This is a genomic window from Pseudomonas sp. AC463 (assembly GCF_979253585.1).
Map to the genome: position 1 here is coordinate 193174 of NZ_CEEDDZ010000005.1, position 21549 is coordinate 214722.

Consider the following 21549-nt stretch of genomic DNA (forward strand, 5'->3'; position numbering starts at 1 on the left):
ATGTCGTTTTGGGTCGAGGACGGGGATTTTTGTCGTTTTCAGAACGGCAATAGGCCTCTGCTTAGAATCATTTCGCCTAAATACAGACGATTCACGAAATTGACACATAGTTCAACGCGCGACTAGGATTGCGCCCAACGCCTGTGGCTAACAGCCATGACTCATCCAATAAAAAAAGGCCCGCGGCAGATACGTCGTCCCGCGGGCCTTCTTTTTTTCGGAAAAAGTCGACACCAGAAAGCAACACGGAGCCTGGTGTCGTAGAGCGTACTCAACCAGTAATAAGGAATATAAGAAATGTTGAAGCAACGGATGAGTCTGATCGCTCTGGGGATTTTGAGCGCATCGACAGCAATGGCCAACGACCAAGATCAATCCAAGGGTTTCGTTGAAGACAGCCACCTGAACATCGCAGCACGTAATGCCTACATCAGCCGTGACTACAAGAACGGCCAGCAAGACAAAGCCGAATGGGGCCAAGGCTTCATCGGCAAGTTCGAGTCCGGTTTCACCCAAGGCACCGTCGGTGTGGGTGTGGACGTGATCGGCCAATACGCTATCCGTCTGGACGGTGGTAAAGGTCGCTCCGGCGCCGGCGGTATCGACTTCTTCAAGCGCGGCAATGGCACCACCAACCCTGATGGCTCCAACAACCCGGGCTCGCCAGCAGACGACCTGGCCAAGGCCGGCGCTGCCGTGAAGTTCCGCGTTTCCAACACCGTGCTCAAGTACGGTGATCAGTTCCCGGCTGTGCCTGTGCTGCAGTACGACAACTCCCGTCTGTTGTCGGAAACCTACACCGGTACCTCGATCGTTTCCAAAGAGATCGAAGGTCTGCAACTGGATGCGGGTCACTTCACCAAAGAAGCTCGCAAGAGCATGGAAGGTACCGACAGCGGTAACCTGAAAAGCATTAACTACCTCGGTGGTAGCTACAAGTTCACCGAAAGCCTGTCGGCTGCGTTGTATGCCTCCGATATGGAAGACGTGCTGAAGAAGCAATACGTCAACGTCAACTACGTACTGGCCCTGCCAGAGAAACAGTCGCTGACTTTTGACTTCAACGGTTACAAAACCAAGCTGGACCGCAGCTTCGCTGAGCAACGCGGCAATGGCGACGCGCGCGACAACAAAATCTGGAGCCTGGGCGCTACCTGGGCTGTCGGCGCGCACAGCTTCACCCTGGCACACCAGCGCAGCACCGGTGATACTGGTTACCTGTACGGCGGCTACCGCGACGACACGGCGAACACCGGCATCGGCGACGGCGGCAACACCATCCTGCTGGCCAACTCCTACTGGTCCGACTTCAACGGCAAGGACGAGCGTTCGTGGCAAGTTGGCTACGGCATCGACTTCGCCACCTTCGGCGTACCGGGCCTGACCTACAACGTGGCTTACGTGCGCGGTACCAACATCGACGACGGCACCAACCGTGGCGATGGCACCGAGCGTGAAATCTGGAATCAGTTCAAGTACGTGGTCCAGAGCGGCCCGGCCAAAGACCTGAGCCTGCGTGCTCGTGCCTCGTGGCTGCGCGTTTCCAGCAACGCTGACCAGTACAACGTAGGCGGTAACGAAATCCGTCTGTTCGCCGACTACCCAATCAACGTTTTCTAATTGATTCGGCGTCGCGCCTGATTCAAGGCGATAAAAACCCCGACTGGTTCGGGGTTTTTTTATGCCTGCGTGTCAGCTTCGCGGTGGTGCAGGATCTTGCGCGCCGCAGAGGCGTTGATGTAGTCGACGAACAGGTTCAGCAGTTCATCACCTTGCAGACGCGTGTCGTCGATGCACAGGTATTCGGTGCGCAGCGTCAACACGCGCCGCCACTTCTGCCTCCATACGTCCGGAATGCCAAAGCCTGTCGCCAGTGCTGCGGGCCAAGGGGCATCGGGATGCAGGTACACGAAGACATAGGTTCCACCGGTTTCCACGACTTCCACTTTGGCGATGTGTCGGATCGGCACCGGCTTTGCCAGGTTATTGAAGACCAGGTAATCCGGCGTCAGCCTCAGCGCTGTGAGGGGCGAGCGTTTGATCAGTCGAGCACCCCATATCAACCCCAGCAGAGACAGCACGGCGACCACCCAATAGGCGCTGGCCTTTTCCTGATTGATTGGGTCGGCGCTCAGCCCGTGCAACGACAACAGAAAAATCATCAGCGCCAGGCACGGCAATGCAATGCACACCGTGATAATGCCTCGCAGCCGAGCGCCTTCGTGCAGGTACACCTCGCCTTCAACGACGCTGGCATGGCTCTGCAGTTCTTCGATGTACCGGGTGTCCTGGTTGACCGACGCGGCCACCCGTTCGGTAGACACCTGGCGGCACAGTATCAGTGCGTCTGTGAACCAGGACTCCAGCGCCGCATTGGCCACTGGTGTACTGGTAGTTCGCGTGGCGCCTGCGAGCACCTCCTGCACCGATACACCCAAGGCTGCAAGCCGTTCGCTGGTGGCCGGCAAGCGGTCGGTCGGGTGATACAGGGCATCGTTCAGGGCGTGGTTGGAGAGTTTCAATTCACGCAGCTGCAACTCGCTGATGGCCTGCCAGGTGATGTCTTCCACCATGGGCCAGTTGCTCTTGTTGAGGTCGAGGTAAACCTCCAGTAACTCTTTCACTTGCGGGCCGAGCACGGCCAGGCGCAGCAGTGCCGAGGCCAGCACCGTGTTGCCCGCCAAGGTGGCGGCAGCGGCGTCAGCTTCAAGCTGGTGTTCATGGTTTTGCGAGAAGGCGGCGAGCTCCAGCGTATCCAGGAAGTGGTTGCCGAACAGCACCGCTGGCTGTAACAACCTCGATTCGAACGTGCTACTGGCTTGCAGGCTGTCGTTGGCCGCGTCCAGGCTGCGGCGTGCACCCTCGTAAAGCGGCAGGAAGCGTTGGCTGAACTCGGCTCGCGCACCGGCAAAGTGTGCCAGTTCATGCCCGACCAAGGCCCCGACTTCCTCGCGGCTCAACAGCGCCAAATAGGGCAGTGGCACATGCAAGGTGCGCCCTGGCAGCACCAGTTCTTCCGGGTACAGCCACGTCTCGCCGGCAGTGATATAGAACCCTGCCGACAAACTCACCACGATATGGTCAGGCGGCAATGCACCCAGCTGTTCGGCCCACTGCGTGATCTGTTGCCATAAACCGGGCGCCTGGTCTGGCCGCACCAGTTGACCGAACATCTGCCGCGGGCTCGGATCGAACAGGTGCAGCAAGGTACGGCATTGTTTAACCAGCAGCCACACGCCGTACAGGCAGAAGGCGGCGCCCAGCAAGGCGATCAGTATCAGCTTGGCGCCGAAGCTCGAAACTTCATCCTGCAGCAACAACCCCAGGCACGCGTAAACCAGCAACAGCGTGAGGGCGGCCGAGAGCGCCAGCACCTGCGCTACCAGCAATCGCGGCAGCAACTGGCGCCCGTCCAGCAACGTACTGATCAACATCACCTGAGACAGCTGCGCGCGCTTCCCGGCGCGGTGTATCCACGCCAGCATGCCGCCGCCGAGCAAGGCCGCTGTCACCCCGAAAAAAATTACACCCGCAGCCAGCATTGGCCACGCACCGGTTAGCTGTAATTCCCAGGCGCCTGCGCCGGCCATTAGTAAAGGAAAGGCGATCAGCAGGGCAATCAGTTTCAACGCGTTCATTGGCATCCATTCACAACGCAAGGTAATGACGGCGTTATACAGAAAAACCAGTGGCTGTGGGATGCGAACCTCGACACAAGCTCCGTACGCACTTGTTACACCGCATCACTCATGAAGTGCAGCGCCCCACCTTTACACCCACCTGCCGCACGCCAAAATTGGCCCCGCTGCCAGCTCATCAGCCCGATTGCCGGGGGCATATGGGGGCGATGAGTGATATTGCCCAGGCGATTAACTACCTGGAAAACGCCGGGTTTGTGACCGGCGAGATCCTGCATGTGGATGGCGGGCGAAGCGCCGGGCATTGAGCGTCAGGCTTTGACCGGCGCGAGTTTCTTGCAGTTTTCCTTGCGCGCAGGGTATTGCTCGCATTTGCGCAGCACGGTTTGCACCTGCTGCGCGTTCTGTATTTGCTGGTTGGCCACCAGCTTCTCGGTGATGAACAGCTCTTCGGAACCCAGGTGGCGTTCTGCCTGGTCGATCATCGTCAGCGCCGATCGCCCATCACCACGCTTTAGGTGGTAGCTGATCATCAGGTCATAGGTTGAAGGACCTGCCAGGCTCCAGTCCTTGATTGCTTGCAGTTCTTTCAGGGCTTCGCTGCTGCGACCCTGGGCCAGGCGTACGGTATAGGCTGTGCGACGGATACCTGGCTGATCCTTGACCGGCGAAGCCAAGGCTTTGCGGATAAACCCATCGGCCTCGGACACTTTGTTTTTTTCCAAAGCGTCGTTGGCGAAGTAGGCATCCTTGTAACCCTGCAGGGCTTTTGCTACCAGCGGTGTGCTCTTGATCTTCGTCCAGCTTTCGGTGTTGATGCGCGCGCGACGCTCCTGGCGGTATTCACGTTGCAGGTACTGGCGCAGCTCGGTGTCGCGGTCGGTGGTCGACATATGGGAGCGGTTGAAGTATTGGGCGGTCGCGGTAATGCTCGTGGTCAAGCCGTCCTTGACCAGCACGTCCAGTTCCTGGGTAAAACGGTTGAGGTTGAACTGCTGCAGTGAGTCCTGCATCGCGTTTTTGCGCGCCGTCAGGAAACCTGTGAGCAAGGGTTTCTGCTTGCCCTGGAAGTCGTTGAGACGCTCCAGGCTATGGGTGGCGGCTCGGGGCGCGTAACCGGCACGGATCATCAAGTCGGTGCCAAGCAAGTCGGCCTGGTCTTCCTGGGTACGACCCCAGGCAGTACTCCACACGTGGTCGGAAAAAGTGTTGGCGAGCGCGGTATACAGCACGGTATTACCAATGGTTTTCTGAGTGCCGGCCGGGTCTTTGCTGAACAGCTTCATCGTGCCGGAACTGCGGTCTACGCCGGTGTCTGCTGCCAGGGTGGCCAGGGCGACGGTGGAGGCGACCGTGGTGAACATCTCTTTCTGCTGCTGGAAGGCGGCCATGCGGTCATGGTGGTGCAGCAGGACATGGCTCATTTCGTGGCCGAGCATTGCGGCGATTTCGTCTTCGCTGCCGACGTTATCCAGCATTCCCAAAGGTACGAACAGGTTGCCGTAGGGGTCCGCTGAGGGGCCAAAGCTGTAGATGTCGGTGATCTTCACTTGCAGGGGCGGCAACTCCCCCGGCCAGCCTTTGGACAAGCGGGTGACAATGCCTTGCAGATAAGTCTGCAACAGCGGGATATCCACCAGATTCTGCTGGCGTGCCTCGGCAGCCGGCACGGCGCGCCCGTCATAGCTCAGGCGTTGCTGGCTCTGACGTTGCGGGTCGAGCTTGTAATACTGGCGCACGTCGGTGTTATCCACGTAGTGGCCCTGTACCCGGGATTGGGTCGAAGGGCCCACCAGGTTCATGAACGCCTGATCGGCGCCCTTCAACGTCGCGCAACCACTGAGTACCGTGCTTGCCAGCAAGCTGGCCACCCATAGAGATCCCTTCACCGCAGTGCTCCTTTTATTGGTTGCAGCCCGCACCAAAACCGATGGTGGAGTTATTGCGGCTGTCTTTGGCCTGGCTTTTGGTCAGCCCCTGGCAAGGCAGGTCCACCACATTCAGGGGCGGCTCGATGCGCAGGTCCATGGTGTCCAGCCAGACCTTCTGGCCCGCCAGGTCCACCTGCACCAGGTCCAGCGCCTTGTTGTACTGCAATACCGGCAAGGGCTGGGTGGGTGCATCCTTTTTCGGCATTTCGCGCTGCTGTTTTCCCTGCTCATCCAACACCGCTACCGGGTCGGCCAGGAATGCCTTGATGCTGTGGGTTTCCGCCCAGGCGCCCTGAGTGAAGAGGGCGGCGAGCAATACGATGAGGCTTCTGTTCATCCTTGGGTTCCTTGAGTCAATCAACAAAGCGGCACGCTCAGCGATCACGGTCGAAGAAGGCTTCGATCCGCTCGCTGAACAACACCAGCGACAGCAACACAATGCCCAGCACGTTGACGGGGGTGATGTGGTTAACGCTCAGCAGCACGCTCGCCACAACCAGCACCGACATCACCAGCAGCCAGGAGGGGCATGGTGAAGAAAAAAACCGGATTTCCAGGCGCCGCCAACGGCTCCACGTGCGGTGACCCGCCAGCCGTCGTGCGTGCAGCGCCTTGAGCACTGCGATCAGGGCCAACAGGCCGAGCTCCAGCAGGTCCAGCCAACTGAAGGGCAGGCCGGGGAAACTAGCGGGTTCATGTGCGTAATCCATGCCCGCATTGATCAGGTTGTCCAAGGCCATGGCATGCAGATAAACACCAGGCAGTTGGCCGTGTACCGGCGACTCCACCAGATCACCGGTGGACGTGATATTGGCCCCCACCATCACCAGGCGGTCGCGCAGCAGCTCGGTGAGCAGGGCCTGGTCTTGCGGGTCGCTGACTTCCAGGTCACTGGCCGACAGCGTCAACGTATAAGGGCAGCGTGCCTGGGCCGAGTCGTCGAGTTTCCAGAACACCGCCTGAAAAAACTGCGCCACCCCATCCAGCACAAAATGTCGCGCCGGGGTGCAGTGACGTACATCGGCGATACGCGCCTGTTCCGGCGCGAGCTTCAGGCCCCATTGCACGGCGATCGGCTGTCGGTGCGCGGCGGTTTGGGCATCTACCGGCAGCGACCTGCACGCCTGCTTCGTACACCACTCGCGGTACAGCGCCATGGCCGGGGTTTCCATCAGCCCCAAGGGCGTTTCAGCGGCCAGCGGGTACTTGTCGTCCACGCCCTCCCACGCCACCAGGCCCGGGCGGCTGACCTCGGCGAAGGGTTCCAGCGTATTGGCCTGGCCGTCGTCACCCCGTTTGACGCCGGTATTGGCCAGCCACAGCGGGATGCCCTGACGCTGATAGCGCTCAAACACGTTCGCCAGTAACTGGCTGCCTCGCGCCGGGTCGCCGAAAGAATGGTCATGGCTGTACAGCAAATCCACAAACACAGCCTGGGGCTTGTACGCCAGCAGGCGCTTGAACAATTTGCTCTGCTCGCCATAGGGCATGGGCCATGAGGTGCCGTTGCGCATCAGGTACGCATCGTCGATCAACACCACCGCCACGCGCTGTTGCCCCTCGCCGCCGTAATGGCTGGCGAACATACGGTTGAGCCATTGTGCCGAGGCCTTATCGCTCGAACTGGCCAGGCCGAAGGGATCGAGGATCGCCAGGAGCACGATGATTGCCGCCAGCCAATAGCGGCGGTGTTTGAACAGCGCAGGGTTCGACAACATCCATGTCTCGATAAAAAGCACAAGCAAGGCAGGGTTTTTAACGGAGCGGGGAGGGGGTGTCAATTGAAAAAGTGGCAAAGTGCCACAACTGCGGGCGGGCGTCGGCGAACTACGTGTTGTCCTCCCGTGGTGACCGACCAAAAAAGGCTTTATAGGCGCGACTGAACGCAGCCTCGGATTCATAGCCAATCGCGAAACCGACTTCCCCGATGCGGCTGTCCTGCTTGGCAAGCATCGTCTTCGCCAGGGTCAGCCGCCACTCGTTTTGATACCGCAACGGCGAGCGCCCGACCAATGCGCTGAACCTCTCGCAGAAATTGGAGCGTGACATGCCGGAAATTTCCGCCAGCGCATCAATGCGCCACTGCCGGCCAGGTGTGGCATGGATGGCTCTCAGCGCTCGGGCGATGCGCGCATCCGACAACCCACCCAGCCAGCCGGAAGCGACGCCCTGCTGCACCCAGGTGCGCAAGATGCGAATCACCACCAGATCGATCAGGCGCGAAATCATCAACGCCCCGCCGGGCTGCGTGTCATGGGCTTCGAGCAGCATGAAATGCAAAATGCCCTCGGCCCAGGCAGCGGCGTCGGTTTGGCGAATGTGGATCAGTCGGGGCAGGGCAAACAGCATCGCCTGAAAACTGCTCGCGTCGAACCAGAACCGGCAGATCACCACCGTGGCGGGCCCGTCGGCCGCCGCGAGCGTAATGCCCGTGGGATCGTGAGGCAGCAACAGCACATCGCCCTGCTCCAGCGTCACCGCCGCTCGGTCGGCCCCCTCAAGCTGCAACCGGCCGTGCTGAAGCACACAAATGTGCGCGCTCTTTTCATCCAGCGCCAGGCACTGCCCCTCCGCTAGGGTGTGGGAATAAACGCGATCGCCTGTCAGGCGGATCTGTGCCAGCACCTGAGACAGCAAGTCACCCTTGGCCAGCCCTTCCAGCTGTATTTCCGGACGAATGATCAAATCTTCGAGGGGATTCATCATGTCGCTTTGACCCCGCCTTCACTAATCTGACCCCGAGATCATAGCTTGCCGGCGCGATCAGGATGAGTGTTTCCAGCGTTGGCCATTTATCCAATCATCCGGGAGCAACACAATGTTCGGTATTTCCGCCCTTGGCTGGGTCCACACCCTCGGCAGCCTGCCCGCCATACCGCTGGCCGCCTACATGTTCATTCGCCACGGCCGCATCGTCCCGCGCTCAACAGCGGGCAGGTTCTACCTCGTGTCGATGCTGATCGGCGCCTTCAGCGTGTTTCTGGTCGCGAAGCAACCGGTCAGCAACATCATCGGCGTCATCACCCTCGCCTTGCTGGCGGCTGGTTACGGGGTAGGGCGCATGGCCTGGCTGGGCCGTGCGCGGGTATACCTGGAAACTATCTTCCTCAGCCTGACCGCGTTTTTTTTGATGGTGCCTACCGTTTCAGAGACCCTGCGCCGCGTGCCTGATGGGCATCCCTTCGTTACCGATTTGCAATCGCCGGTGCTGATTGGCGCGCAGGGTGGCATTGCGTTGGTGCTCGTCGTCGGCGTGGCTGCGCAGATGTTTTACTTGCGCAAGAAACGCGGGGAGTTCGCCTAGGGATGCTTTGATAGGGGAGTCGGGCTCGCCAGCGTTGAGTTGTGCAGCAACCCCAATAAAGACGCTGAGTTTTTTCTGAAAGAACTCAGCAACTGTTTTTGGCGCCGCTGCGCAGCCCCACACGGCGGTGCAATGATTAGCCAGGTCCCTCGCCACGACTGCCCTCCACAATAAGGTGGCGCTCACCGGAAATTTTGGATGTGGCATCGCCAGGCTGCGGGAGAACGTGAGAGCGTCCGTGCGGCTCGGATGGCGGAGGGGTTGGCGTTGATTGAGTTGGTCGCGTTGCGGTTGTGTGCCGACAGCCGAGCGGCGCAAACAGCAGTGGAGCCTGTGAAACCCAGCCTGATAAATTTTCAGTGTGGACGTATTTTGGACGTTTTCCCGAAAACGGCACTTTCAGTTCGCACCAATTCCCAAACCCCAGAAACCACAAAGCCCCGCATTGCGGGGCTTTGAGATATGGTGCGGCACCAGGAGTCGAATCATTATTTAAGCTATTGTTTTTGTTTGGTTTTATCTAGCTAGTCGCTTTTTTTATCCCTAATTCTATCCTAGACAGCATGGGCAACCATCGAGCTGAAGATTCGATCGCTCTAATTTGCGGTATCAAACGCTTTCAAATCCGTACAGTTGACGGCATGATGGCCTAATGACTGTATAGAGCTTTGATTCAATCGAGGATGTTGGCTTCAGAAGATTAAAATCAAATAGCATAAGTTCTGCTGAAGTTTATACGTAAATTAATGTGTTTGGTTTGTACAGATTATCGTAGAAAGTTTAAATTTTTGTTTAGGGAGTTTTTATGTTAACAGGGAACGAGTTGTTTCTAAAAAAATATGATGAAGTAGAGGTTCTGTCAGTTGACGAGCCTGAGAATGGTAAGCCGCTATTAATAAATGCAGAGTTTCAAGATAAACCGGTGCTGATAAAGTATTGGCCTAGATATGAAAATGATCAATCAAATGTTCTAGAAGATATTTGGTTGTATGAGATAAGGCAGTTGCACCGTCTCAAAGGATACCCCGGGTTAGGTGAGTTTATATCCGCGCTTGTTGACTCGGGTAAAGATAGTAGCGGATTTTATCTAGTCCTGGATGTAGGGATGCGGGTTCCATTATCACACGCATTGCTAGATTCTAAGATCTTAAGTTATCATAAACCTTGGATCAAAAAGCTCAAAGATCCAGAGGTTAGAATAAAATTCTGGTATAACATAATAAGAATCGTCAAGGCAATTCAACTACTACACTCTCAGGGATTACTCCATCGGCATCTTGATGAAGATTCGATATTGACGGATCTTTCTCATTCTGGGCATGACTTTCAATTAACTGGTTTTGAATGGTCTGTTCGAGTACAAAATATTTCTGGAGGGGGAAAGCCTAGTCATTCCACAACCAATTCTACTATCGGACGTGTATATTCATTCCTAACTGACTGGGCCGATTTAGGAGTGCTGATAGCAAAAATCCTAAAAATTGATGCTGATGATTTGGATGACTTAGTATCTCCGATCAAAGAATTGGTATCCAAAAGTGGTCTGATTTTAGATGAGTTGATTTTTATACGAGGCTTGACAGGGCGTATAAAATTGAATGCCAACATTCCCAAAGAGGGTATGGATGGCGGAGCCATTGTAAAGAAAATCGAATCCATAATAAGTTCATTGCGCTCTATGAATGCGCGAAAGGTAGATCAGTATTATTTGATTTTTCATTTTAATCAGAAAAAAGGTGATATAGGTAAGGCACATCGTAAAACCTCCGTTTTTAGTGCAGTTCAAACTAGGTTCCAAGAGCTCCATGGAATCACGCTAGGGGAGGATAATTTTGATGATTGCATCAAGTTTGTTGAGGAGGATTTACGTAATGACCCGCGGCTGATTTTCCTGCCAGCCGCTGATAACATGGAAGAAGAAGTACTTTTGGTGGGCGATAGGCTGACTTATGTGCTTAATAAAAATAAAGAAAGTGTAAGGGATATTGAAGGTAGTTGGTCAGCGGCATTTTGTCACTCGGCGTATTTAGAGCCGCCCAAAAGAATTAATAGTTCAAATCGTTCGTGTAAATTAAGTGGCAATAAAATTCACTGTATGTCGTCGCCGCAGTTTAAGCAGACTCGCGATAAAATGGAAATGGCGACATGGGAAAATATAATACTAAATCTTAAGGATGAGGAAGATGGAGACCTCGCAAACCAAAATATAATTGATGGTTTCTCTGCTTATCACCTCACGGAAATTGCGTATGCAAAATCCGAAATTTATCCCATGGAATTGATAGCGTATCAAAAAGATGAGATAGATCTTTCACTTAGTACGGTGACTTTGACAAGTCGCTCAGACTCTGAATCTCAAGAAATATCAAGAGCACTCGGGGTTAAGCCAGCTGCCACTCGGTTGAATGAATTGCTTGCAAATGAATTGAACGATTCTGGTAGTTGGATTCTTGTCGGTAATACAAACTTCTCAGATGAAGAGCAGGAAACTGTGCTTGATTTTCAGAAGCTAGAGAAACAACCAGATGGCGTGATCCATTATCAGTTTACAACTACGTCGTTAGACCCGGATTATGATAACTATTTCATTATCTCCAGTTCTGTACAAGGAACCATTAGTCAGTTAAGTCGGCGTGCCGGGGCGATAGACGCCCTTAGTAATCATATCGAGTTGGTAAATATGTTGGCCAATCCCTATGCCTCGATAACCAATTCACAAGATAAACATTCGGAGCATGCCGCATTCAATGCTCTGGATGCTTCAAAGCAAGAAGTGTTTAAACGTATTACCAGTACTTTACCGCTTTATCTAGTACAAGGCCCGCCAGGCGTCGGAAAAACGTATTTGGTTACAACTTTGGTGCAGCAGATTTTTACTCATGAACCAGATAGCCGACTTCTTCTGACAGCGCAAAGCCACTCCACTGTTCAGCATCTATATAAAGAGGTTGTCGATTCATTAAAGCTAAGTATGGACTGTCAAGATGAACCATTGATAGTCAGTTGTATTAAGGCTAACTCTCAAAGTAACGATACTGATTCTTTAAGCGAGCTAGACTCTTTAGCCAAAGAATATCTGGTCTCATTGACCAAAAGCATGTTATTTGAGAAGTCGGGCACAGTATCTGCAAAAGAAAAAATAATAGCGATGTGTAACGATAACGCTCGGTCAGGCCGTTACTCCCTGATCAGTCAGTTGTTGAAGGCAGCCAATATGGTTTTTGCTACTACGAACTCGCGTCAGGTAGAAGAACTAATTAAAGCTCGCTCTCAATTTGACTGGTCAATAATGGAGGAGACTGGAAAGGTCACAGGTATTGAGTTGCTCAGTCCATTACTATTGTCATACAGGAGGCTTATGATTGGCGATCATAAGCAGCTCCCTCCTTATGCATCGGAAAAAATGAGACAAATACTGCAGAATAAAGAGAGCCTTCACAGTGCTTTAAAAATAGCAGTGGATGTTTACAATAACTCAATCAAAGGAGAAGTAATTAAGGCTCGTTTTACTGATGAGTATGTCCAGGATTTGTCGGAAGCAAACCTGAACAGCCTTGCTCGTGAATCTTTGCGATTACATTTGCTTTTTGAAAGTTTAATACTGGAAGAGGAGGAGGCAAAGAGGAGCTCTATCGAATTTTATGGCTCTGATGTAAAACATCGACCGATAGCGAGCATGTTATCCATTCAGCATCGGATGCACCCTGATATTGCGAAGCTTGTTTCTGAAGTTTTTTATGACGACGCATTGAAGACTGCGCCCAATAGAGAGGCGTATTACCGCGCCATACCTACTACAAGGCCCTTTGACTTCTGCAATTTGGCTGTACTACAAGACACTCCAGCCATTTTGTGGATTGACATTCCTGATATTCAGGCGAATAGAAATTTTCATGCGGGTGAGGAACTACCTCGCTGGCATAACTCTCTTGAGCGAGAGGTAATTATAGAGTTACTTGGTAAGCTCAGAGTAGCTTCCCCCGAAAGTAAGGATAAGCCGAAGCTTGCAATACTTTCGCCCTATGCTCAGCAAGTTAAAAAGCTGGCTAAAGATATCGAGCGGAAAATATCTAGCTCGAATTACTTAAGAAATCTCGATCTGTTTGCTAAGCCTGATGATCATATTTCATACTGTAGTACTGTTGATGGATTTCAGGGCGCTGAAGCTGATGCTGTGATAGTTTCAATGGTCAGAAATAATAGCTTTTCATATTCTTTGAGTGCGCTTGGGTTTCTACTGGACAGTCGGCGTATGAACGTTCTGCTTAGTCGTGCAAAGCACCAGCTCATTATTGTTGGTTCTCTAGAGTTTCTTAAGAATTGGTCCGATAAGATCAGAAGAGAAGAGCTTGGTAAAGGATTAGAAAGTAACCGCTTTGTTGTTAAATTAGTGGAAGTTTTAGAAAGATATCAGGCCGAAGGCGTGATGAAGCGGATTGGCCACCAAGAAATATTACGAGGTGTGGTTAAGCCAGGGAAAAAGAAGCGCAAAAATTATACGAAAGCCTAAAAATTATAAGGAAATAGGACTTACAGCATGAACGCTCCTAGTATCTATGTGAAGATTCCTTTTGGTTCTGGTACTCACCGTTTCAAAATAGTTAAGGCTAAACGATGGGGGGCTATTGACCAGTTAGTGTTGCAGTCGTTAGCCCAGAGGCCTGCGACATCTCAACAATTGGCGGACATGTCAGGTTTGCCAAGGCAGTTAGTCGTTGAGATTCTAATTTCTCTAATGCAAGTAGGTTGGGTTGAAATAAGTAATAGTCTTGAAGGTTTCATTTTTCAGGCTACGATCAGAGGTATTGCTATATCGACCTTTGAAGATTTGCCGGTCGATAGTGAGCCGTTATTACGGGTTCGTAGCTTTCTAATAGACCCGATAACGGAGCAATGCTATCGCTTCGAACGGAAAAAGAAAAAGCAAACTTATCAGGTCTATAACTATGGGCGTGCTCAAAGCTTACTTGGTGAGTACAAGGGGCATACTACAGAAATACAGACATCTTCTACATTTTCGCCTGAGTTAGTGGATATTTTTAACTGTGTCGCGAATGACGATGAGGATGTCAACGGGTTTGAAGAAGAAGTTGTAAGGCGGAGCTATTCTGACTCATTGAAGTATGCGATCGCTTCGGTTAGTGCTGAGGATGATATCTCAGGAGTTCCCGAAATATCAGAAGAACTAAAGGAAGCTATTCTCGCCGCAGCGAGTTTACAACGAGAAAAAATACGCCTCCTCGGAGATCAGTTGGGTAAAACTGAAATAGGACAGGGTTACTATGAGGCGCGTGTGTCGCCCCGATCTTTACCTGTACATCATGTCGAACCCAAAAGTGTTACTCTTATTCTAGGGGCAGAGGAGCACGCGCAGCATATTTACCAGTTAATTGAAAGCGCGTATTCACGGATAGTGCTTCACTCTACCTTCATCAATGCGGACTGCGTTGATGAGATGTTACCTTCACTTCTGGATGCTGTTCGTCGCTCGGTACAGGTAGACGTTATGTGGGGGCAGACTGAACCCGATGATCCGCGAAAAGTTCAAGCCTTTAAGTTTGTCGTAGATAAGCTTGAGCAACTTCAAAAAACTATTGACGGAGAAGGGCTTGGTACTCAATTTAGATTTCACCGAACTCCTACTCAGTCCCACGCTAAGTTTGTTATCGTTGATACACCTTCTGGCGAATGGGCTGTTACTATAGGTTCATGCAACTGGCTTTCATCAAGATTTAACCGTTTTGAGGCATCGGTGCAGATTTGTGACCCGCTTGTGGTAGCCGATGCTCTAAGTATCGCTTCACATTTGGCAATGGGCAAACAGGGGCTTTCCAACGAGTTGAGCCGAGAGTTGGCAGTTCAGTCGACAATTCTATCTAAGCGAAAAGTTGTTGATAAACTTAAAGGCGAGACGGATCTCATGAAGGTTCAATTGATTTCTGCGGCAGAGCATCATTCCTTTTGTAAGAAAGCCAGTGATGAAGCGGTTGACGATATTTTCATATGTAGTCACCGTATTAGTTATGCAGGCGATCGCCCGGTACTGACGCCGTTTAAAGCTGCTTTACGGGATGATCCGAGTCTCTCTATACGGGTTGCTTATGGAAGATCAAGCGGCAGTATGCGTACTTCAGAGGCTAACGTTTTGAATAAAGAGCTTTCTTCGCTGAGCTTTAAGGTTATAAAGGCAGATGATCCTCAGATACACGCGAAAGTTATGACGTGGGATGAGGATAACGTTGTGATCACCAGCATGAACTGGTTGTCGGCATCTTCAGCGGGTGATATTTATGGAGAGCTTGGGGTGTTTATGAAAGGTGCAGAGTTATCTAGTAAGATTCGAGCGGCATTCGAAAGTAGCTATTGCTAAACTATAGTGAAATGTTGATCGTGCCGATTCAATTTAGTCGGCATGATTAAGATTGCTTCGTTTTTTTGTTGAAGCTTTGATTTCTTGTTGTTTCTTGATTTCCACCGTGGATTGACCGATTTTTTTGTGTTTGGTTTTTAAACGAATATTGATTAGTTTTAAAGTTAAAGTGTAATAGTAATAAGTGGAATTCGATTTGTTTTCTGTCTTTTTCTTTAAAAACCAAGCGAGATGTTTTCTCTGCCAAGTCCATGGATTGTCTCGACCCCAGCGCTCAACAATTTCGGCTTGAATTGCCTTGGCCTAGCGTATATGACGTTCGCGAGTGGCATGCGCTCCAGTCAGCACTCCAGATAGGAAAAGCTCCATATCGAATGGCTTGTTCATGCTCGACCACCGATGTAGGCCGATACCGCGTCGATTCGACCGTGCCCCAGTTCATAACTGATTTGTGAGTGTGCCTCTCGATCAAGACGCAGATTGAGCTGGCTGCATCTGCCGTCGTTGATGGGGGCTAGGTAATGGGTGATCTGCTCATAGCGTTCGCACGCATAGGCCGCTCGCAGTTCGTGGAAGCCTTTGAGGTTGTGCGTATGAAGGATGTCTCGGGCGGGGCGGACGATTCGCTGTTGAAAATCGAGGAAGGTTTCGTCCGGAGTCAGCAGGTTGCGGCTACCGACGGGGGAGACCAGCTTGGCTTGGCTGAGCGCTTCGCGGATATGATCATTAACCCAAATCCAGCGAGATGCTGATGCGCCCGAGCGTCCACCTTTGGTGCCATCCTGAATGTTGATCTTGCCATATTGCTCGGCTTCTCGTTGCAGGCGTGGAAGATCGGCCAAGATGGCCTCGCGCAAACGCATACCGGTGGCTCGTGCTAGGTACACAATGGCCGCAGCGCACGGTAGTTGATGTTCGCGGAGTGCATTGATTATCCGCATCACTTGGTCACGATTCTGTCCTTGCGGAGCCGCGGTGCGAACATTGGTGCGCCGCATTCCTAACGCCTTGCCCGGACTCGCCACCCTTACGTGCTGATCACCACGAAGCGCGGCCATGGTTCGGTTGACGCTTGAGAGTCGGTTTTGCGCGGTGGCGATGGTCAGCTCACCTTGTTCAACTTGGCTTCGAAGATGTCTGGCGTAATCCATCAAGGTCTGCCGATCTATCTGCCGCGCGTCGTTGAGCCCTGGCCCATCGCCTGATCGACACCACCGTGCGAACGCTTGCCACCGATCACTGTGCGCTTTGACCGTGCCGTAATGGCCGCCGCCAAAAAGATCTTTGAGCGCTTGCGGCCCGGCATAGCTCAACTGCCGACCATAGCCAAAATTGCGTCCATCTCGCCTGCCCACCAGTGTCATGATCAAACTCCTCTCGAAGCCAAACCTTTAAAGCCAATCCCCACGTCATCCCGCCAAGTATGTTGAGTGTTATCAGGGATCAAGGCCCCTGCGACCTGTGAGGGTTGGCTACGGCGTCGACCTTCCGTTCGAGAATTACGAGCGGATGGCCGACTTCATGCGACGGTGCAAAGGCGAGGTGATGGTGAGTATCAATGACCATCCGGACATTCGGCGGGTGTTTGAGGGGTTTCATTTTGAGGTGCTGGACATCAGGTACACCACGGGCAACCAGCGGCAGGAGCAGGCAGATGTGAGTGGAGAGCTGGTGAACATGAATTGGGAGTCTTCCGAATTTGAGGGCTGGCTTTTCTAGGAGTCTTTGCTGTGTCACGAACAAAAATGCCGGAGCATATGCTCCGGCATCCTTACCACGGGATTACGACAATACGATCTGAAGCAATCGCACAACCTCAATCGCAAAGACCCACGCTAATTCTAAAGGCGTCATTCGCTTTTCTCCTATTCAGAGGAGACGCTTGGGCATTTTTGAAATGCCTCTGGTCACCTGCTATCCCTAGCTTTGTGGCTCCCCTCCCGCCATTTATGCTACTTTTCGATCTGCAAGAATCTGTAGTCAGCAAATTTTCTGGGATGGTAACGCCTCATCGCCAAGCCATTACGGTTGTTTTCTGGTTACAGCTAGCTGAAGGGCTCCACCCCTTCAGCTTTTTTTTGCCATTTTTTTGTCTCTTGTAGCCTCCCACTTTCTTTAGGTCGACGAGATCCGCATTCGAATTCTCTAGGAAAAGTCGACGGTTTACGGCGTGTTGCTTCGTTGGGCCTAAGATTATGGTGTCATTGAATAGTCGTCAATCCTCCCTTGCGATTTTAGTTGGGGCAATCCTATGCGATGGCTGCCGCCTTAAAGTTGGGTTTATTAGTGTCTGTGAGCCTCTGGAGGCCCCGGTTTTAAAGGGTTTTGTCGATTTTTCAATGTGTGAGTGCTTGTTTGTTAGTTTGTAGCGGAAGTTGGTCTTGATGGGGTGGGGAGCTCTGAGTGATCAAGTTGTACTCCTTAGTTGTCCTTTGATTTTTTTTGGTTGTTGAAAATGAGATTTTCAAAAGTTTCTGATAGTTGTTATTTTTGTATGAAGTGCACTTTCAAATAAGAAACGGCTGTTAGAGTGTTTGATTTTGCAAGGATGAAAATACCTATTTTTATAATGTAATAATTCCTGGAGCCCTTGCCCAGCAAGGCGTGCAGGGGTGTTTGTCGTTTTTTTGCGCAAATGCTTAGTAGATAATCATGTCTCTCAGGCATCTTGAAGGGTTGCCAGAGTTCAGAGGCGATGGCACTATGGCGCCGAAGCGTGGACCATCCCAAATCCACCTCCACTCAAGACCTACAGGTTAGGGCTCCCTAGGGAAGCTACGCCCAAAGTAGGTAATGGAAAATTGAATTCCTAGATTCACTCGCTTAGCGGCCAACTGGCAGCTAAAAATTCTCAAAAAAATCCTCTCGAAACCTTTCCTGCACGTTCGTGACCATTTTTCAGGTCGACGATGATCAGTTTTTGATCGTTTTTTTCTTGAAGCATGTTGTGTCATGGCCTGGGCGCCGCTCCGTTTGGGGGTGTCGTCACCGGAATTATCAAATTCGCCCCTTGGTTGTTGACGTTTTCAACCCGTTTGTCTACTGCAAACCACTCAAAGTCATCGACGGGACTGCAGCACTCCTTTGCCATCTCCTCAGTCCGCATTGCCGACAATCCAGGCTCAATCCACTCCCGAGCATGCTCCGCCGTCAGCACCAACGGCCACCGATCATGAATGTCGACCATCCCTGAATCACTCGCAGCCGTGATGATCACAAACCCATCTTCGTCATGCGGTTCCAGCCCATGTCGGTGGCTCGCGCCAACTGAGCGATGGCCGCGGCGCGCGGCATTTGGTGTTCGCAGAGCGCGTCGACGATCCGCTTCACGTGTTCGCGGTCTTGGCCTTGCGGTATCGAGCGACGAACACTGGTGCGCTGCATCCCCAGCGCCTTGCTCGGACTCGGCACTTTCACATACTGATCACCACGAAGCGCGGCCATGGTTCTGTTCACACTGGACAACCGATTTTGCGCGGTGGCGATGCCGATAGCGCCTTGTTCAACCTGCTGACGTAGATGTCCTGCGTAATCCAGTAAGGTCTGCCGATCAATCTGCCGCGAATCGTTAAAGCCCGGCCTATCCTCCGAACAACACCAGCGCACGAAAGCCTGCCAGCGATCACTGTGCGCCTTGACCGTGTCGTAGTGTCCGCCGCCAAATAGATCTTTCAGCGCCTGCGGCCCGGCATAACTCAGTTGTCGCCCATAGCCAAAATTGCGTCCATCTCGCCTGCCCACCAGTGCCATGATCGAACACCTCTTGAAGCCAAAACTTTTAAAACCTTCCCCACGTCATCCCGCCAAGAATGTTGAGTGTTATCAGGGATCAAGGCCCCTGCGACCTGTGAGGGTTGTCCACTAACGCGTGACTGGCGGCTCCTTACGACCGGGAGCTTGGGCATCTCATGATCTGGCCTCCTGAGCACTTCCGAAGAAGTGGGCGGGTGGAGGCTGCACTGGCTGACGAGACCAATGCCGCGAGAACCTGAGTCGGGTGAAGGCAGTAATGCGATGACCGGGGCGTGCCTGACTGTCAGTCAGGTGCAGTCCATTCCGTAGGCTGCGGCACCATCATCTGCATCGCTGTTGCTGGTGACTTCGGTGTTTGTCACGCCGATTGTCATAAGGAGGAATGCCGCAAAGCCTTTTACGAGATGGGCTGCAGCAGCGGTAGGAGCGCCCGTCTCTTTCCGGGAGAAAGAGACGGGCGCAGGCTGGCGCAGTGAAATGGCCAAGCGGAAAGGTTGCTGCAGGGCAGCTGGGTAGGGGGATGTATTTGCCGCAATGGCAACGATCTGAAGTAGGCATCCATCACTCCGTGAGTGACCGTGCGAGCCGCCGGACGCTAATCGCACTTTGGGAGAACCACCACGGTGTGGCGTAGCCTTAAAGGTTCTGGCTACCTGGGTTGCTGTCAACGACAGCACTTGCCCGATCTTTTCTACGCCTGTGGATAATTTGGGTCAAGGCTCGAATTTTCGGGAACTCTGCGGCTGTGGATGAAATTATCCACCGGTGGAAATCTATGGTTTTCCACAGACAATTTGCGTGGGCTTTAGATTTTTTAAATGAGGTCCATCCAAGCAGGGCGGCTTTGCAGCCCCGCTTGGATGGACCCGCGTGGAAGGGCGGACAACGGTGATCTCATAGGCTTATCCACTTATGGATGAGCCACGGCTATTTTGTAGGGCCGTGATGTTGTCGCCGACTGGGTGAGCGAATTCGTGGGGTGTCACATGCCCATGGCGGTTGGCGTCGATGTAGTTGCTCCACCACGCCATGATCAGCCTGCGCTGTTCGAGGAATTCGGCCTTGTGGATATACGCGGCACGCACACGGTTGCGTTCCTTGTGGCTCATTTGTCTTTCGATGGCTGCGTCGGTCCATAACCCGGACTCCAGGAGGGCGCTACAGGCCATGGTCCTGAAGCCGTGGCCGCATACGTCCTTGCTGGTGTCATAACCGACGTTGCGGAGCATGGTGTTCACCGTGTTCTCAGACATAGGCTTCCAGTACTTGTGGTCGCCCGGTAGCACCAACTCTGAAAAGCGACTGAGGCTGCGCAGGCGCTCCAGTATTTCGATGACCTGCGGCGATAGCGGAACCATTTGAATGTCGCCGTTCATCTTGGTCCCGCGTGTGGAGTTGCGTACCCCTTCAATCGGTGTGCGCGTATCGGGGATTTCCCACATGGCGCGTTGGAAGTCGAACTCACTCCATCGAGCGAAGCGCAACTCGCTGGAGCGGACGAACACATGCAGAGTCAGCAGCACGGCAAGGCGCGTCAGCTCGCGGCCGTTGTAGTTGTCGATACGGTGCAGCAGTTCGGGTAGGCGGTTGAGGGAGAGGGCCGGGCGATGGACTGTGCGCGGCGCGTGAATCGAGCCTGCCAGATCCAGTGCAGGATTCATGGTGATCTGCCGAGCCCTTTTGGCCCCGCGCATGATGGTGGATAAGTAGTTCTGTACCCGTAACGCCACATCCATGGTGCCGCGTTCCTTGATGCGTTGGGTGATCTCTAGCAGGTCATAGGTATCGAGTTCAGCGATGGGTCGTTGGCCGATCAGCGGGAAGACGTGGGTACGCAGTCGGCTCATCACGGTTTTTGCGTGTCCTTCGGTCCAGCGGCGGGACATATCGGCGTGCCACTCCAGGGCAACGGTTTCGAAAAGCAGTGCCGCCCGTTGGGCTACGATCTTGGCCTTTTTCTTTTCATCCATTGGGTCGAGGTTGTCGAGCAGCAACGCCTTGGCTTCGTCTCGCTTACGTCGTGCGACGGAAAGGGTAACGATGGGGTAATTGCCGATGATGAGCGTACCTTCCTTGCCGTTGGGCTTGGTGTACTTCAAGCGCCAGGTCTTCACGCCATTGGGTTTGACGAAAAGGTACATGCCGCCGCCGTCGAACAGTTTGTAGGCGCGTTCGCGGGTTTTGGCCGTGCGGCATTGCAGGTCGCTGAGGGGGATCGCTAGACGTGGCATAGGGGTACGCGCTCCTGACCGGAAAATCGCAGTACCCCTAACATACCCTCGGGGAAGGGGGATTTTGTTGGATCCCGACAGAGGGTCCTGGAACGAAAAAACCCGCCAAAGGGCGGGTTTTCGGGGCTTCCAGAGCATTCAGTAGAATGCAATGGAGCCTAATGTGGTGCCGGCACCAGGAGTCGAACCCGGGACCTACTGATTACAAGTCAGTTGCTCTACCAACTGAGCTATACCGGCGTGTTAGGGCGACGATTATAGCGATTGGAAAGGTTCTGTAAACCCCTGAATTCTGACTATTTTTGCAGAGCCCAAGGTTTTT

General features: G+C 53.0%; 11 protein-coding genes, 1 tRNA gene and 5 pseudogenes. 6 read left to right on the forward strand and 11 right to left on the reverse strand.

Annotation, left to right across the window (positions count from 1 at the left end; genetic code table 11):
• Positions 1-297: 297 nt before the first annotated feature.
• Positions 298-1620 (forward strand): OprD family porin, encoded by a 1323-nt coding sequence (locus tag AC0IYH_RS08165; protein WP_471833784.1) that lies wholly within the window; start codon positions 298-300, stop codon positions 1618-1620.
• 59 nt (positions 1621-1679) lie between these two features.
• Here the strand turns inward: AC0IYH_RS08165 and AC0IYH_RS08170 are convergent, their stop codons facing one another.
• Complete coding sequence (locus tag AC0IYH_RS08170) at positions 1680-3638, reverse strand: M48 family metallopeptidase (protein ID WP_471833785.1); 1959 nt, start codon at positions 3636-3638, stop codon at positions 1680-1682.
• A gap of 194 nt (positions 3639-3832) precedes the next feature.
• On the opposite strand from AC0IYH_RS08170, the pseudogene AC0IYH_RS08175 reads away from it, so the two are divergent.
• Positions 3833-3946 (forward strand): annotated as a pseudogene (locus AC0IYH_RS08175) (3-oxoacyl-ACP reductase); the annotation flags it as partial.
• 3 nt (positions 3947-3949) lie between these two features.
• Here AC0IYH_RS08175 and AC0IYH_RS08180 read toward each other — a convergent pair.
• The 4 genes from AC0IYH_RS08180 to AC0IYH_RS08195 form a co-directional block, all read right to left on the reverse strand.
• Positions 3950-5527: a M48 family metallopeptidase gene (locus tag AC0IYH_RS08180; protein WP_116627539.1), complete on the reverse strand. Its 1578-nt coding sequence runs from the start codon at positions 5525-5527 to the stop codon at positions 3950-3952.
• A gap of 13 nt (positions 5528-5540) precedes the next feature.
• Positions 5541-5906, reverse strand: a complete 366-nt coding sequence (locus AC0IYH_RS08185; RefSeq protein ID WP_116627538.1) for a hypothetical protein — start codon at positions 5904-5906, stop codon at positions 5541-5543.
• A 37-nt stretch (positions 5907-5943) separates the two neighbouring features.
• Positions 5944-7287 carry a CHASE2 domain-containing protein gene (locus AC0IYH_RS08190; protein ID WP_471833787.1) on the reverse strand — a complete coding sequence of 448 codons (1344 nt, stop codon included), beginning with the start codon at positions 7285-7287 and terminating at the stop codon, positions 5944-5946.
• A 109-nt stretch (positions 7288-7396) separates the two neighbouring features.
• On the reverse strand, positions 7397-8272 hold the full coding sequence (locus tag AC0IYH_RS08195) for an AraC family transcriptional regulator (protein ID WP_471833789.1): 876 nt from the start codon (positions 8270-8272) through the stop codon (positions 7397-7399).
• A 115-nt stretch (positions 8273-8387) separates the two neighbouring features.
• Here AC0IYH_RS08195 and AC0IYH_RS08200 point away from each other — a divergent pair, with 115 nt between their 5' ends.
• The 3 genes from AC0IYH_RS08200 (at position 8388) to AC0IYH_RS08210 (ending at position 15243) form a co-directional block, all read left to right on the forward strand.
• Positions 8388-8873, forward strand: coding sequence for a hypothetical protein (locus tag AC0IYH_RS08200; RefSeq protein ID WP_471833791.1), 486 nt, complete (start codon positions 8388-8390; stop codon positions 8871-8873).
• An 805-nt stretch (positions 8874-9678) separates the two neighbouring features.
• Positions 9679-13383 (forward strand): AAA domain-containing protein, encoded by a 3705-nt coding sequence (locus AC0IYH_RS08205; protein ID WP_471833793.1) that lies wholly within the window; start codon positions 9679-9681, stop codon positions 13381-13383.
• Positions 13384-13410: 27 nt separating this feature from the next.
• Positions 13411-15243, forward strand: a complete 1833-nt coding sequence (locus AC0IYH_RS08210) for a phospholipase D-like domain-containing protein (protein WP_441345615.1) — start codon at positions 13411-13413, stop codon at positions 15241-15243.
• A 138-nt stretch (positions 15244-15381) separates the two neighbouring features.
• Here AC0IYH_RS08210 and AC0IYH_RS08215 read toward each other — a convergent pair.
• Positions 15382-15630 (reverse strand): annotated as a pseudogene (locus AC0IYH_RS08215) (hypothetical protein); the annotation flags it as partial.
• On the reverse strand, positions 15627-16607 hold the full coding sequence (locus AC0IYH_RS08220; protein ID WP_471833796.1) for an integrase domain-containing protein: 981 nt from the start codon (positions 16605-16607) through the stop codon (positions 15627-15629). The pseudogene AC0IYH_RS08215 and the gene AC0IYH_RS08220, both read right to left, overlap by 4 nt.
• 106 nt (positions 16608-16713) lie before the next feature.
• Between AC0IYH_RS08220 and AC0IYH_RS08225 the strand changes: the two are divergent.
• Positions 16714-16962: pseudogene (locus AC0IYH_RS08225) on the forward strand (DNA adenine methylase); the annotation flags it as partial.
• Between the two features lie 1231 nt (positions 16963-18193).
• Here the strand turns inward: AC0IYH_RS08225 and AC0IYH_RS08230 are convergent.
• From AC0IYH_RS08230 to AC0IYH_RS08245, 4 genes and pseudogenes are all read right to left on the reverse strand, one after another.
• Positions 18194-18490, reverse strand: a pseudogene (locus AC0IYH_RS08230) (SOS response-associated peptidase family protein); the annotation flags it as partial.
• Positions 18490-18993 (reverse strand): annotated as a pseudogene (locus tag AC0IYH_RS08235) (integrase domain-containing protein); the annotation flags it as partial. The pseudogenes AC0IYH_RS08235 and AC0IYH_RS08230, both read right to left, overlap by 1 nt.
• Before the next feature lie 905 nt (positions 18994-19898).
• On the reverse strand, positions 19899-21227 hold the full coding sequence (locus AC0IYH_RS08240) for a tyrosine-type recombinase/integrase (RefSeq protein ID WP_471833798.1): 1329 nt from the start codon (positions 21225-21227) through the stop codon (positions 19899-19901).
• Positions 21228-21391: 164 nt separating this feature from the next.
• Positions 21392-21467, reverse strand: a tRNA-Thr gene (locus AC0IYH_RS08245).
• Positions 21468-21549: the final 82 nt, after the last annotated feature.